Source organism: Corynebacterium sp. HMSC074H12 (genome assembly GCF_001813755.1).
Lineage (GTDB): Bacteria > Actinomycetota > Actinomycetes > Mycobacteriales > Mycobacteriaceae > Corynebacterium > Corynebacterium hiratae.
Map to the genome: position 1 here is coordinate 24,373 of NZ_KV813943.1, position 12,919 is coordinate 37,291.

The 12,919-nt window shown below is 60.8% G+C and carries 14 protein-coding genes; 8 read left to right on the forward strand and 6 right to left on the reverse strand.

Going from position 1 to position 12,919, the window contains the following annotated elements; translation table 11 throughout:
• The 3 genes from HMPREF2932_RS10130 to HMPREF2932_RS13260 all read right to left on the reverse strand — a co-directional run.
• The coding region (locus HMPREF2932_RS10130) for an IS1249 family transposase (protein ID WP_071410093.1) at positions 1-865 on the reverse strand (865 nt) is incomplete at its 3' end.
• Between the two features lie 176 nt (positions 866-1,041).
• Positions 1,042-1,749, reverse strand: coding sequence for a hypothetical protein (locus HMPREF2932_RS10135; RefSeq protein WP_236659275.1), 708 nt, complete (start codon positions 1,747-1,749; stop codon positions 1,042-1,044).
• A gap of 116 nt (positions 1,750-1,865) precedes the next feature.
• A complete protein-coding gene (locus HMPREF2932_RS13260) occupies positions 1,866-2,156 on the reverse strand; it encodes a hypothetical protein (protein WP_084739021.1) in 291 nt (96 codons plus the stop codon).
• Between the two features lie 169 nt (positions 2,157-2,325).
• Between HMPREF2932_RS13260 and HMPREF2932_RS13265 the strand changes: the two genes are divergently transcribed.
• The gene (locus tag HMPREF2932_RS13265; RefSeq protein WP_084739022.1) at positions 2,326-3,129 is read left to right on the forward strand and encodes a chymotrypsin family serine protease; all 804 of its coding nucleotides are present in this window, start codon (positions 2,326-2,328) and stop codon (positions 3,127-3,129) included.
• Between the two features lie 43 nt (positions 3,130-3,172).
• Here the strand turns inward: HMPREF2932_RS13265 and HMPREF2932_RS10145 are convergent, their stop codons facing one another.
• Positions 3,173-3,886, reverse strand: a complete 714-nt coding sequence (locus tag HMPREF2932_RS10145) for an IclR family transcriptional regulator (protein ID WP_071410094.1) — start codon at positions 3,884-3,886, stop codon at positions 3,173-3,175.
• Positions 3,887-3,934: 48 nt separating this feature from the next.
• On the opposite strand from HMPREF2932_RS10145, the gene leuC reads away from it, so the two are divergent.
• From leuC to HMPREF2932_RS10160, 3 genes are all read left to right on the forward strand, one after another.
• Positions 3,935-5,377 carry a 3-isopropylmalate dehydratase large subunit gene (gene leuC, locus HMPREF2932_RS10150; protein ID WP_070511685.1) on the forward strand — a complete coding sequence of 481 codons (1,443 nt, stop codon included), beginning with the start codon at positions 3,935-3,937 and terminating at the stop codon, positions 5,375-5,377.
• Positions 5,378-5,393: 16 nt separating this feature from the next.
• Positions 5,394-5,984: a 3-isopropylmalate dehydratase small subunit gene (gene leuD / locus HMPREF2932_RS10155; protein WP_046649069.1), complete on the forward strand. Its 591-nt coding sequence runs from the start codon at positions 5,394-5,396 to the stop codon at positions 5,982-5,984.
• Between the two features lie 290 nt (positions 5,985-6,274).
• Complete coding sequence (locus HMPREF2932_RS10160) at positions 6,275-6,943, forward strand: hypothetical protein (RefSeq protein WP_246818662.1); 669 nt, start codon at positions 6,275-6,277, stop codon at positions 6,941-6,943.
• 49 nt (positions 6,944-6,992) lie between these two features.
• On the opposite strand, the gene HMPREF2932_RS10165 is transcribed toward HMPREF2932_RS10160, so the two are convergent.
• Positions 6,993-7,991, reverse strand: coding sequence for an NUDIX hydrolase (locus tag HMPREF2932_RS10165; RefSeq protein ID WP_070511690.1), 999 nt, complete (start codon positions 7,989-7,991; stop codon positions 6,993-6,995).
• 149 nt (positions 7,992-8,140) lie between these two features.
• Here HMPREF2932_RS10165 and HMPREF2932_RS10170 point away from each other — a divergent pair, with 149 nt between their 5' ends.
• Together HMPREF2932_RS10170 and HMPREF2932_RS10175 are read left to right on the forward strand one after the other, a co-directional pair.
• Positions 8,141-9,139: an NAD(P)H-dependent glycerol-3-phosphate dehydrogenase gene (locus HMPREF2932_RS10170; protein ID WP_071410135.1), complete on the forward strand. Its 999-nt coding sequence runs from the start codon at positions 8,141-8,143 to the stop codon at positions 9,137-9,139.
• A 21-nt stretch (positions 9,140-9,160) separates the two neighbouring features.
• Positions 9,161-10,231 carry a D-alanine--D-alanine ligase family protein gene (locus tag HMPREF2932_RS10175; RefSeq protein WP_046649071.1) on the forward strand — a complete coding sequence of 357 codons (1,071 nt, stop codon included), beginning with the start codon at positions 9,161-9,163 and terminating at the stop codon, positions 10,229-10,231.
• Between the two features lie 66 nt (positions 10,232-10,297).
• On the opposite strand, the gene HMPREF2932_RS10180 is transcribed toward HMPREF2932_RS10175, so the two are convergent.
• Positions 10,298-11,212, reverse strand: a complete 915-nt coding sequence (locus tag HMPREF2932_RS10180) for a DUF3515 domain-containing protein (protein WP_046649072.1) — start codon at positions 11,210-11,212, stop codon at positions 10,298-10,300.
• 92 nt (positions 11,213-11,304) lie between these two features.
• Here HMPREF2932_RS10180 and HMPREF2932_RS10185 point away from each other — a divergent pair, with 92 nt between their 5' ends.
• Together HMPREF2932_RS10185 and HMPREF2932_RS10190 are read left to right on the forward strand one after the other, a co-directional pair.
• A complete protein-coding gene (locus HMPREF2932_RS10185; protein WP_102233886.1) occupies positions 11,305-12,270 on the forward strand; it encodes a thiamine-phosphate kinase in 966 nt (321 codons plus the stop codon).
• 35 nt (positions 12,271-12,305) lie between these two features.
• On the forward strand, positions 12,306-12,914 hold the full coding sequence (locus HMPREF2932_RS10190) for a uracil-DNA glycosylase (RefSeq protein WP_158395598.1): 609 nt from the start codon (positions 12,306-12,308) through the stop codon (positions 12,912-12,914).
• Positions 12,915-12,919 lie beyond the last annotated feature (5 nt).

Below are 12,919 nucleotides of genomic sequence, written 5' to 3' on the forward strand. Positions count from 1 at the left end.
CTTCAGGCGGGTCAAGGAAGGTAAATAATTGTCCGGCGTGGATGAGTTTTTCCAAACGTTTTAGAGCCCTGCGGGCGTTGCGGTGGGTGTACCACCATTTCTGGTTAGCGCTGACCCATTTCGGTACTTGGCCTGCCGGTATAGCACTGCGGTAGGTGCGCTGTTTAAGCCAATCAGCAAAGGTGATGCGGGTGTGGTGGACTGCAGCAGTAAACCGCGCAGCATCTTCACGGTTGTGTACCTGAACAAGCATGTAGCCCAGTTTCCGGATTGCTTTATGCGCTGGGTGAATCGGGTTGCGGCTGATATCGGCGAAAGTGTTGCGCTGGACGTGAACTAGGCACCGCTGGATTTTCACGTCGGGCCATTTAATGCGCAGTGCCTTGAGCGCTCCGCCTGCCCCGTCGGTGGTGACGATAAGTGGTTGCGCGATTTTGTCGAGCAGCTTTAGGTACTCGTATGAGCTTTCGCGCAGGCACCAATGCCAGGCGATGACGTGTGTATTGGTGCAGGCGACCAGCAGGCATTTCTTGTGAAAGTAGGTGCCGTCGATAAAGACCTGGTCGTAGACACGATAGGGGTCAGTAGACGTGGGCACGGTGATAAACCACAAAAGCTTGAACCATCGGGTCAACGTTCGTCTGGTTACCCCAAGGCGTTTAGCTAAATGGTCTGCGGATTCACCGGAAAGAATCCAGTCAATAAAGATTTTGAAGTGCCGAATCTCGCTGGCGCGTGCGCGGGTATTAATCGATGAAACGTTGCACTGAGGACACAGCCAGCGTTGGGTTCCTGCCGCGGTTTTGCCGTTCTTAACCAGTCCGTGCCCGCACATGTCACATGACGGTCGATTCCTATTAGCCATAGGAATTGGCCTTACCGCACCAGCTGCAGTCCTCCTATCACAGACCTAGGACTATCCGGTGTTGATTCCATCGATCGGGCTGTTGGAACCGATTCAAAATCAAGATCACCGCATTATCCCAGGCTGTTCCAGGAAACCGTACCGGTTTATCCACACGAAATGTCCCTTAAGCCAGTCTAGACAATGAGGACTTCAGCGCTATTACCGCCCGTGCAGCGAATCACCTCGTGCTCATCAATGTTGCACGTCAATGAGTAGTTCTGCTGTGTGACCGAGCTGTTGACGGTTACCTGTGCGGGGATATAGGCGCGGAGGTCATCCTGGGAGCTTGGGGCTAAGGTCATCAAGCGGCCGGCTGTGGAGCGCGCAAAATCGCAACTAGTGTTTGCGCCGGCCATGACGAAGGCGATGTTATAGCCATCGCCCATCTGGCACACCGTGGCGGGTGTGCCGTGAACGTTGACTGCTGCGCCGTTGGCTTCGCCTTGGGGAAGCTGTCCGGAGAGGCTATTGTAGGTGGACATCTTTGCAGCCTGAGCGGTCTGGTGCTGGCCTGCGCCTGGTTGGGCCCCTTGCACACTCTGCGCTTGAGTATCCGGCTGTTGAGGCTGGCCCCCAGGCTGATCGGCTGCGGTGCCGGGCAATGTCGGTTCGGGGCCGGATGGGGCTCCTTCGTCGGCGGAGTTGGGAACGTGAAGTTCAGCGTCATCATTGAGCGGCTGAAAGGCTGGGTATGTGTTCTCGAAAGTTGGCTCACCCGATACTTCGCCCGGGCCTGACGATGCTGCCATGTCGGATGACGTGGAGCATCCAACCGTTAAAACACCGGCGGTGGCTATGGCTGCAAAAGCTGCGACGGGTCGGAGGGTGCGCGTGGAAGTCATAAGTTCCACCCTAACGGGATGTGCCGAGATGCGCTGGAGAAAACGGGGAGAGCTGCCCAAGCCCGGCATCGTGGGCGCGGGCTAGGCAGCTCAGAAAAACGGAATCCGGAGTGCTCTTAGTGGCAATCCCAGTGGCCATCATGCGCTGCGTGGCGGTGGCCATCGTGCAGGTAGTCCACGTGATCGCCGTGCGGGACGGCTACGTGGCCGCAGCCTTCGCCGTGCTCGTGGTCGTGGCCCTCGTGAACGGTGTGCTCGGATGTCTCGCACTCGTCCCAGTGGCCTTCATGCTCGCGGTGGATGTGGCCATCGTGGGCGTAGTCAGTCTGATCGTCGTGCGGGAATGCGACGTGGCCACAGCCTTCGCCGTGGGTGTGCGTGTGCTCGTCGTGAATGGTGTGGGTCATGACTCCTCCTTGAAAGGCTGGGGATTTTCAATCAGTTTTCAGTAGCTGTCACTGTCAGTAAAGCGTGTTTTTAACTCAGTTTCATTAGTGGGGGGGTGCTAGGGGGTGTTAGTAGAGTGACGTGCGGGGCGTGAGGTGTATGTGGGGTGAAACAGGCTAGAGTGAGAGTATGATGAATAAGTCTCCTCAGCGTCGCCTTTCGCTTTTTGCTTCCGGCCTTGGTTCTGTGGTTGGTGCATGCTCGCTAGCCATTGCTCTTGCTACCCCCGCAACGGCTGCCGAGGGTGTGCCGGTGAGGCAGGGGCAAAAGGTTGCTGCTGCTGATGGCACCTTGTGCAGTGTCGGTTATGTTGAGGCTAGCCGGGCGTGGACTTCGGCCCACTGCGGTCTCAACGGGGAGCAGATGTATAACGAAGCGGGCCAGCACGTAGGAACCTTGCGTTGGTTCAAGCCTTCTGGGGCGGCAGGGCATGACTTGGCCTATATTCAGTTCGCCGGCGGAACGTACTCGGCCGGAAACCCCCTGACAGGGGATGGCATGGCGCCGGTCCCAGGCGAAGGAGCAGCTGTGTGCTTCGACGGGCAGGCCACGTCGCGTCAATGCGGTACTGCGGTGCGGGGGCCAGGCCTCTTTCCTGGAATGAACTATGCGGTCGACGTGTCGCTGGCACCAGGGGATAGCGGTGGAGCAGTCTCCGTTCCAGGGCAGCCAGGTGTGGTGGGTATTTACCAGGGGATTACCCAGACCAATCGAGAAGGCCGGACGGTAATTTTCTCAAACTATGCACGGATGCCACACGCGGATGAACTGGCGCGCTTGCCGCACCAAGGTTGGGTACCGCGACGTCCCAACCGGGAACCAGGAAATCCAATCCGGGTGGCGCAGGAAAAGGGTGAGGCGTTGTCCTCGACAAGCAGCGTGGGCCCAGAAGGACTGCGTGGCCTCGCAATGTATTTTGGTTTGAGTATTTAGAGGTATCTGGGGGCGGAGTTTGCAGGCCTAGCCGTCGGCGGTCTTAGCGGTTGCCATTGTTCGGTGCGCTGTTGGAAAGGGCGGCGCTCAGCCGGTTGGAAGCGCTGACCAGTACATCCGCAAATTTCTCCGCTGGGGAGGGACGGAAGCGCTCGGCCGAACCAGAAATGGAGAGCGCGGCGATGAAGTTTCCGGCGCCGTCGAAAACTGGTGCGGAGATGGAAGCGAGATTCGACTCGCGCTCCTCGATGGATTCGGAGTAGCCGTTGGTGCGCGCGAGCTCGACATCGTGCTCGCTAAAGAGGGCATTGGGAACGTGTACATCCGCAAAAGCTGCGAAGATGCGGGCGGCTGAGCCGGACGTAAGGGGTAGCTGGCGGCCGACGGGTACGACGTTGTGCAGGCCAATCTCCGGCTCGCGTGTAGCAATGCACGTGCGGGTTGTTCCAGATAGCTCATAGAGCTGTACGGACTCACCGGTGGCCTCAAGGAGCTCTTCCATGATGGGCCCGGCGGTTTCAATGATGCGATCGCGGTTGCCGGGAAGGGCGGGGCCCGCACCCCACTTTCCGTCGGGTGTGCGGGTGAGGATCCGGTGTGCCTCGAGTGCTGTGGCGAGACGGTGTGCGGTTGCTCGGGGCAGGCCGGTGGTCTCACAAAGCTCGTTAAGCGTGGAGGGGCGGTTGGTCGCGGCCATCATGATGGCAACTGCGCGATCCAATACCTTTATTCCTGATACTGCGCTATACTCTCCCATATAATGAAATCTACGTCCCATTAATTGAGATTTCAAGTGGAGAGAAACATGACTGAGAAATTGACACTCGCAGAGAAGGTATGGCGCGACCATGTCGTGCGCAAGGGGGAGAACGGCGAGCCTGATCTCCTCTACATTGACTTCCAGCTCTTGCATGAAGTTACCAGCCCGCAGGCCTTCGACGGTCTGCGCCTGGCTGGACGGACGATGCGGCACCCTGAGTTGCACTTAGCCACGGAGGATCACAACGTTCCCACCGTGGGTATAAAGACCGGAAATCTCCTGGAGATTAAGGACGAAGTTTCCCGTACACAGGTGTCTACCCTTCGCAAGAACTGCGAGGAGTTCGGCGTACGCCTGCATTCGATGGGTGATGCCCAGCAGGGCATTGTCCACACCGTTGGTCCGCAGTTGGGTATCACCCAGCCCGGCATGACCATTGTGTGTGGTGACTCGCACACCTCGACGCACGGCGCCTTCGGCTCCATTGCCATGGGCATCGGTACCTCCGAGGTTGAGCACGTCATGGCCACTCAGACGCTTTCGCTCAAGCCTTTCAAGACGATGGCTATCGAGGTTAGCGGTGAGCTGGCGGAAGGTGTTTCCGCCAAGGACTTGATCTTGGCTATCATCGCCAAGATTGGCACTGGCGGCGGCCAGGGCCACATTATCGAGTACCGCGGCGAGGCCATTCGCAAGATGTCGATGGAAGCGCGCATGACGATCTGCAACATGTCCATCGAGGCTGGTGCCCGCGCTGGCATGGTTGCTCCGGATGAAACAACCTTTGAGTACGTCAAGGGCCGCGAGTTCGCCCCGCAGGGCGAAGACTGGGACGCAGCGGTCGAATACTGGAAGACGCTGCCGACCGACGAAGGCGCCGAGTTCGATACCGTCGTCGAGATCGATGGCTCCGCCCTCACCCCGTTTGTCACCTGGGGCACCAACCCGGGCCAGGGTCTGCCGTTGAGCGCTGCGGTGCCCGACCCGGAGGAGTGCGGGGACGACGGCGAGAAGGCCGCAGTCGAGAAGGCCCTGGCGTACATGGACCTCACGCCGGGCACGCCGTTGCGCGATATCCAGATCGACACTGTCTTCCTGGGATCGTGCACGAACGCTCGTATCGAGGACCTGCGCGCCGCCGCCGAGGTGGTCAAGGGGCGCAGTATCGCGGCTGATACCCGCATGATGGTGGTCCCGTCATCGGCCGTGGTCAAGGCGCAGGCTGAGGAGGAAGGCTTGGACAAGATCTTCACCGATTTCGGCGCTGAATGGCGTACCGCGGGTTGCTCGATGTGCCTGGGTATGAACCCGGACCAGCTGAAGCCGGGGGAGAGGTCGGCGTCGACAAGCAACCGCAACTTTGAGGGCCGCCAAGGCCCCGGTGGCCGTACCCACTTGGTGTCCCCGGCCGTTGCCGCGGCGACAGCAGTCCTGGGCCACCTGGCCGCACCAGCTGATATCGACGATGCCGCCGTAGCCGGCGCCTAAGGAAAGGGAAAAGACAATGGAGAAGTTCGTAACTCATACTGGCGTCGGCGTTCCGCTGCGAGTTTCCAATGTGGATACCGACCAGATCATTCCTGCGCGCTATCTGAAGTCCGTCAAGCGCACTGGCTTTGCCGAAGGCCTGTTTTCTAACTGGCGCAGCGACGAGAACTTCATTCTCAACCAGGAACCGTTCAAGGAAGGCTCTGTGCTTTTCGCGGGTCCGGACTTTGGTACCGGTTCTTCTCGTGAGCACGCGGTGTGGGCGCTTGCTGAGTATGGATTCAAGGCGGTGTTTTCCTCCCGCTTCGCCGATATTTTCCGCGGCAACTCTGGTAAGGCCGGGCTGCTGACGGGGCTCATGGAGCAAGAAGACATCGAGCTCATCTGGAAGCAGTTGGAGTCCGGTGAAACCGAAACCACCGTGGATTTGGAAGCGCGCACGGTTACCGTCGGCGGCAACAGCTATACCTTTGAGATCGATGACTACACCCGTTGGCGCCTCATGGAGGGACTCGACGACATTGGGCTGACCCTGCGCAATGAGGACGATATCGAGGCTTTCGAATCCGCACGCCCGGCATTCAAGCCCCGCGTCGTGGCGTCTTAGCGTGAGCAATGGGGGTGTGGGAGTGTTCCCCGCCTCCTGTGGCGCCGGACACATATCGGCGTTAACATCCTCGGCATGAGCAATCCTTATCAAAGCTTTAGCGGGGACAGTGGCAATCAGTTCGGCGGTGCAGGTGGGTATGGCGATTATGACTATCACCAGTCTGGGAGTTACGGCTACCAGCAACCCAACGGCTACGGCTACCAGCAGCCGGGAAGCTTTGGGTACCACCAGCCCGGCGCCGCGCCTGGCAATCCACCAGGCGGGGCCCCGCGCAGCCCATCGACGCCATGGATATTGTGGGCCAAACCTTCAAGGGCTACCTGAAGCAGCCTGTGCCAGGGATGCTGGCCATGCTGGTGCATCTCATTATCTCTTTTGCTCTTCTTCTTGTGCCGGGAACCGTTTTAGGCGGCATCTCCGCAGCGATGGAAGAAAGCGGCAGGGACATTGAACCCCTGGTTCCTACCGTGGGGATACCTCTTATCGTGGTCATGGCGCTAGCCGCCTACGCTTATCTCTGCTGGATGATGGCGAACCTCTTCAATGGTTCCCGGAAGATCGCCGATGGGGAGAAGGTCACCTTCCGCGACTACTTTAGGTTTGCCCAGCTGAGCGGATGTGCCGGTGTCTATGCTTGCTTCTTTATTTTGGTAACGCTCGGATCTATTGCGGGTGGCTTCCCCGGACTGATTCTCTATGGGCTCCTGTGGCCGGCGCCCGTGATCAAGGCTGATAACCCCGATAAGCCTCTCATGGACTGCTTCCGAGAGGCCCTCGACCTAATCATGGAGAATCTAGGGCAGTCGCTGCTCTTTATTCTGGTCTGTTCCCTCATCACGAGCTTTGTCGTATTTATCCCCATCGTCGGCTTCCTTGCCGCCTACCCGATCTGGGCTTTGGGGATGGTCCTGTTCACCCGCGCTATGCAGCGCCGCCCTGCAGCACGGTTTGAATAAGGCAGCAGGGCGGCGTAGAAACTCCTGAGGGACGTGGGCGATGCCCTGCTCAGCGCACGGGAAGCGGGCTCGCCAGATAGTCCGCTCCGGTAAGTTCACCGTCGTTGAAGGATAGAACCCACACCGAAGCTTTCTTGAACTTGAGTTCTTCGATTGGTTCTTGAATGAACTTCGGTGCATAGGACTCGATGATGCCGGGGATTGTCAGCCCTTGGCTGACGATAACCGGAACGCCGCCGCCGTCGACCACGCGCTGAAAGGCGGCGCGGGCGGTATCAGGAGATTCGACGAAAACATCATCGCCGAAAGCCTTGTTAACGGCGATGTCCATGCCGAGTTCATCGGCCAGCGGGGCAGCGGTGTGCTGGCAGCGCTGCGGCGGGGCGCTATAAATGGCGGTCGGATGGAAAGGCGTGAGCATCGGAACGAGCATCTCCGCCTGGCGGCGCCCCTTCTTATCCAGCGGGCGCAGGTCATCATCACCCTCCCAGGTGCGGCGCTGGTGCGCGCGGGCATGGCGCACGTAGAGAACGCGGGTCGTTGGTGCGAGGCGCAGGCGCTTCTTTGCCTTGGCCAAGACCTGTGCATCAACGTCATAAGAGAGCAGTGCGCAGGCATCATCGATCTTCATCCAGCGCAGCTCGTCGGTTTCCTGATTCGGGGTGTATTCGCCATCGAGCACCCGCGCCAGCCAGTAGTAGACCACCTTGGTGCGGCCTTGTACTGGGTAAGCTACCTTGCCGATGAGTTTGCCCAAGCGCACGGTATAACCGGTTTCCTCGAGGATCTCGCGCGCGGCGGTAACAGGAAGGGATTCGCCCGGATCCACCTTGCCCTTGGGCAGTGACCAATCGTCATAGTGCGGGCGATGAATGAGGGCGACTTCCGGATCGTGCGGGTCACCGCGCCAGAGAACCGCACCGGCGGCCAGGGTCGTGCGCTTAAACTCATCGGCCGGATCGACGGGCACTTCTTGGTGTCGACCGGAAATAAAGACCTCGGATTTAATGTCTTTGTCCGTCTCGTGCATGTTCTTTGCCTTGGGCATGCTGCTCCTTTTGCGCCAGTAGCTTCTAACCTTTTCCATTTTCCTCCACTTACTGCCGCGATGCAGCCTTGCGCGCCGAGCGTGCTTTGATGCCGAGCGTGCTTTAATGGGGAAAGCCGATAAACCGGGAATCTACAGTGAGGTGGCACATAGTGAACGTAGCAGTATTGGGTGCGGGCTCGTGGGGAACTACGCTGGCAAAGGTTTTTGCCGATGCCGGCAATGACGTCCGCTTGTGGGCGCGCCGTGAAGAGCTAGCCCAGGCCATCAATGCACGCCACGAGAACCCGGATTATCTCCCAGATCTCCCGTTGCCCGCCTCCATCCGCGCTACCACCGATCCAGCTGATGCGCTGGAGGATGCGGACATCGTCATCTTCGGCGTCCCCTCGCAGACCTTGCGGTCCAACCTAGAGAAATGGTCGCCGCTGCTGCCGGAGGATGCAACTTTAGTATCGATTTCCAAGGGCGTGGAGAAGTCCACCCTTAGCCTGATGAGCGAGGTGATTGCCGATGCCGCAGGGGTTTCCCCCGACCGCATTGCGGTGCTCTCCGGGCCCAACTTGGCCAAGGAGGTGGCCCAGGAGCAGCCGGCAGCTACGGTTATCGCGTGCCGCGACGCCGACCGTGCCAAGGCTGTCCAGCATGCCGCCGCAGCACCCTATTTCCGGCCCTATACCAACACCGATGTTATCGGCGCGGAAATTGGCGGTGCCTGCAAGAACGTGATTGCACTTGCCTGCGGCATGGCTGCGGGTAAGGGGCTGGGAAACAACACCATGGCCAGCATCATTACTCGAGGTCTCGCGGAGATTACTCGTCTCGGCGTGAAGCTGGGAGCGGACCCGTTCACCTTCTCTGGTCTGGCTGGTATGGGTGACCTCGTGGCAACCTGTAGCTCGACGTTGTCCCGCAACCGCACCTTTGGCTACCGCCTCGGCCAGGGCGGCACCCTGGAGGAAGCCACAGCCGCCACCAATGGCCAGGTAGCGGAAGGCGTTATCTCTTCCGATTCCATCTTTAGGCTGGCGCAGCGCGCGGGCGTAGAGATGCCTATTACCCAAGCGGTCTTCGGTGTGTGCCACCGCGGCGTGACTGTCGACGACATGATCGTGGCTCTGATGGGTCGCACCAAGAAAGCTGAGTAAAGCCGAGTAAAGTTGCTCGGTATGACTGAAGCGAATCCTGTGCGCGTGGCCGTAGTGTACGGCGGGCGCAGCTCCGAGCATTCAGTGTCGTGCATCTCCGCCGGCGCAATCATGGAGCACCTTGACCCGGACAAGTATGAGGTTGTGCCGATCGGCATCACGCGAGAGGGCACCTGGACTCAGGGCAGTCGGGAGGGCCTCGGCATCGTAGATGGGCGCCTGCCCGAGGTAGAGCTGCACGATGAGCTGGCGCTTTCCCTCAACCCCGCCACGCGCGGACGCATCCACAACGTCACTCGCCATGAGCACTACACCGAAGTGGATGTCATTGTGCCGGTTCTCCATGGACCCTACGGTGAAGATGGGACGGTCCAGGGGCTTTTCGAGCTCTCCGGCATCCCTTACGTGGGCGCGGGCGTGCTGGCCTCGGCCGTGGGCATGGACAAGGAGTTCACCAAGAAGCTGCTGGTTGCGGAAGGTCTGCCTGTGGCGCCCCAGGAGGTGCTCACTGGGGAAGCCACGCTGAGCGACGCCCAAAAGGAGCGCCTCGGCCTGCCTGTCTTTGTGAAACCGGCGCGCGGTGGTTCCTCCATCGGTGTGTCCAAGGTTTCGGCGTGGGAGGATTTCGCGGACGCGCTGGCCCTAGCCTACGAGTCCGACGAGAAGGTCCTTGTCGAGCCGGAAATTCGCGGTGCAGAGGTGGAAGTGGGCGTCCTCGAGCACCCAGACGGTAGCCTCCAGGCTTCCGTTCCCGCCAAACTTTTGGGCACTACGGAGTCCGAAGAAGGCTTTTATGACTTCGATGCCAAGTACATCGACGAGGGCGTTTCGGCGGAAATCCCTGCGCCGTTGAGCGATGAACTAACCGCTGAGCTCCGCCAGCGCGCTATTGAGGCTTTCCGTGCTCTGGGCGCTGCCGGCCTGTCCCGCGTGGATTTCTTCGTCAGCGAGGATTCCTACTGCATCAACGAGGTGAACACCTTCCCCGGCTTCACACCCATCTCGATGTACCCCCAGGTATTCGCCGCCGTGGGTGTGGGCTATGCCGAGCTGCTGGATACCCTCATCCAAACCGCGCTCGCGCGTTCCTAGTCCTTAGCCCGCCTAGTCCCTCAGCTGAGTGCGAAGGGCAGGCGGTAGAGGAGCAGGCCGCGGTTGCTACTGGGAAGGGGTGGCGGCCACGAGGGCGTCGCTCAGCCGCACCAGCGCGGAATTGGCTGCCTCCTGCGGAGCAGACAGCGCGAGATCCTCCGCCCGGCCGAGCGCGAACCACGTGCCGGCCGTGGTGCCCTCCGCCAGGGTGGTGTCCTCGAACCAGGGCACGTCATTGACCTGCTGAAGCTGGACACCTGCACGGTAGTTCTCCGGTGCAGCCACACCACAACGCACGACGATCTCTTCCTGGCCCGGCGCGCTGTAGACCCAGGTGTTCTTGTCACCGACATCCTCGCGGCGCGAGTAGCCCTCCGCGAGGGTCTCCGGCAGGGCCTTTTCCAGCCGGCTGCACATGGAATCCGGGCCCGCCTTCAGCTGCGATAGCGGAGCGGCATTGGGCTGTTGCTGTTTCTGTTCCAAGTGGTCGAGAGCATCACCGAGACCCTCCGGGGCGTCGTCGCGCGCGTTGTCGGAGGTGGTGGTGACCGCGACGGCGGGAACGCGCTTGGTGCTGTACCACGTCGTGAGATTCGAGCCGGGAGTGGCGTCGACGACCTGCAGCCAGGATTCGCCGTCGGCCTCGACGGTCTGGGAATACTCAGTAAATTGCTGCGGCAAGTCAACACCGCAGCGCAGCGTTATCTTGTCCTCCGAGCTCTTCGCCCACGCCGCAGCACCCGCGGGAGCTGGCTCGACAAGATCGACGCGTGGGTACCCCAGTAGTTTGTCTGGCAGCGCATCGACCACGGCGGCGCACTCGGGGGAATCCGCCGCCTCAGATGGGGTGGGAGGCAGCGCCACCGGTTGCTGGGCAGCGGTGGTGAAGACGTATTTTGCCCCAAAAATCACCGCGAAGACCATCGCGATGGCGATCCCGAGTGAGACGTAGATTGCGGTGCGGTTAAATTGGGTATCCATAGGGGCTTATCCTATCGCTGATAGTCCAGGAAGAACGAACGTGGACGGTGCGCACGCGTACAGTGCGTGGCCCGCGCAACACAAAGGAGTCCGTGACGGTGGGTTTATCGCATACCCTCGACCAAGCCGGTGAGCGGCAAGTCATCCATGAGATTGTCACCGCTGCCCCGAGCGCGCTCAACGGTGACGATGCCGCGGTGCTGTACCCGGCAGCGCCCAATTCCCGCACGGTGGCAGCGACAGACATGATGGTGGAAGGCAGGCATTTCCGCCGGGATTGGTCGACTGCCGCAGAAATCGGGCAGAAGGCCATCGTGCGTAATTTCGCCGATATCGAGGCGATGGGTGCCCGGCCCACCGCAGCACTGCTGGCTATTGCCGCGCCAGGGGAAACCCCGGTGGATTTCGTGCGGGGGATTGCGCAGGGCATCGCTGAGCGCTGCGCGGTCTATAACGCAGAGCTGGTCGGCGGCGACCTTACCCGCAGCGACAGCTTAGTCATCAATGTCACGGCGATGGGCTCCTTGGGAGGAAGTGGGGCGCCGCTGACCCTAGATGGAGCACGCGCGGGCCAAAAGCTGGTGGCGCACGGCAAGATTGGGTACTCCGGAGCGGGCCTTGCTCTGCTTCAGCGCTTTGGCCGCGCGCTGCCCCCGGAACTAGAGGAGCTGTGGCCGCTGATCGACGCCCACTGTGCACCCACCCTGAGCCCAGGGCGTGGGGTTATCGCTCGGGCAACGGGGTCGACCGCGATGACAGATAATTCGGATGGCTTAGTGCGTGATGTGGGGCATCTGGCACAACGCTCCGGGGTGCGCATCGACCTCGACCGCGCAGCCATTGCCCCGGATCCGCTCCTAGCTGCTGCCGGCGCGGTGCTTGATATCGATCCGTGGGAATGGGTCCTAACGGGAGGGGAGGATCACACGCTGTTGGCCACCACGTACAAGGCCGCTCCCTCTGGGTTCCGGGAAGTAGGCCGGGTGATGCGCGGTACCGGTGTCACCATCAGCGGAGAGGAGCCTCGCTATCGCGAGGGCTGGGAGGGATTTGCGTGAGCCACATCGATACCTCTCGTATTCACTATTCGTGGATGCCCCACATCCGGCAGGCGCTGGAGGAGAATCTGCCGCGCCTTGAGCAGCAGATCGGCCAAGACTTTCTGCCCCCGGCCGAGGACGTCTTCGCTGCCTTGTCGATGCCCCTCGACGACGTACGTGTCCTCATCGTGGGCCAAGATCCCTATCCCACCCCGGGCCATGCCATGGGCTTGTCCTTTTCTACGCGCCCCGGGGTGCCGGCTCCCCGCTCGTTGCAGAATATCTACGTCGAGCTTCACGATGACCTCGGGATCGACGGTCGCGCGGATGGGGACCTGCGGGCGTGGTTCGACCAGGGCGTGCTGCTGCTGAACAGGGTGCTTACCGTGGCCCCGGGCCAGGCCGGCTCGCACCGGCGGATGGGCTGGGAAGCGATTACGGAGGCCGCCATCAGAGCGTTGGCGGGGCGCGATATCGTGGCCATTTTGTGGGGGCGCGATGCCCAAACCTGCCAGGCCTTCCTGCCGGGTACGGAGTGCATCACCTCCCCGCATCCTTCACCCCTGTCAGCACGACGCGGCTTCTTCGGATCGCGTCCATTTTCCCGGGCGAATGCGGCCTTAGAGGCCCGTGGCGTCTCGACAGTGGACTGGCGCTTGTAGACTAA

Coding starts and splice junctions, on each gene's coding strand:
- HMPREF2932_RS10175 (WP_046649071.1), top strand. CDS start 9,161: ATGACTGAAGCGAATCCTGTGCGCGTGGCCGTAGTGTACGGCGGGCGC.
- leuC (WP_070511685.1), top strand. CDS start 3,935: ATGACTGAGAAATTGACACTCGCAGAGAAGGTATGGCGCGACCATGTC.
- HMPREF2932_RS13260 (WP_084739021.1), bottom strand. CDS start 2,156: ATGACCCACACCATTCACGACGAGCACACGCACACCCACGGCGAAGGC.
- HMPREF2932_RS13265 (WP_084739022.1), top strand. CDS start 2,326: ATGATGAATAAGTCTCCTCAGCGTCGCCTTTCGCTTTTTGCTTCCGGC.
- HMPREF2932_RS10135 (WP_236659275.1), bottom strand. CDS start 1,749: ATGACTTCCACGCGCACCCTCCGACCCGTCGCAGCTTTTGCAGCCATA.
- HMPREF2932_RS10160 (WP_246818662.1), top strand. CDS start 6,275: ATGGATATTGTGGGCCAAACCTTCAAGGGCTACCTGAAGCAGCCTGTG.
- HMPREF2932_RS10165 (WP_070511690.1), bottom strand. CDS start 7,991: ATGCCCAAGGCAAAGAACATGCACGAGACGGACAAAGACATTAAATCC.
- leuD (WP_046649069.1), top strand. CDS start 5,394: ATGGAGAAGTTCGTAACTCATACTGGCGTCGGCGTTCCGCTGCGAGTT.
- HMPREF2932_RS10145 (WP_071410094.1), bottom strand. CDS start 3,886: ATGGGAGAGTATAGCGCAGTATCAGGAATAAAGGTATTGGATCGCGCA.
- HMPREF2932_RS10180 (WP_046649072.1), bottom strand. CDS start 11,212: ATGGATACCCAATTTAACCGCACCGCAATCTACGTCTCACTCGGGATC.
- HMPREF2932_RS10190 (WP_158395598.1), top strand. CDS start 12,306: ATGCCCCACATCCGGCAGGCGCTGGAGGAGAATCTGCCGCGCCTTGAG.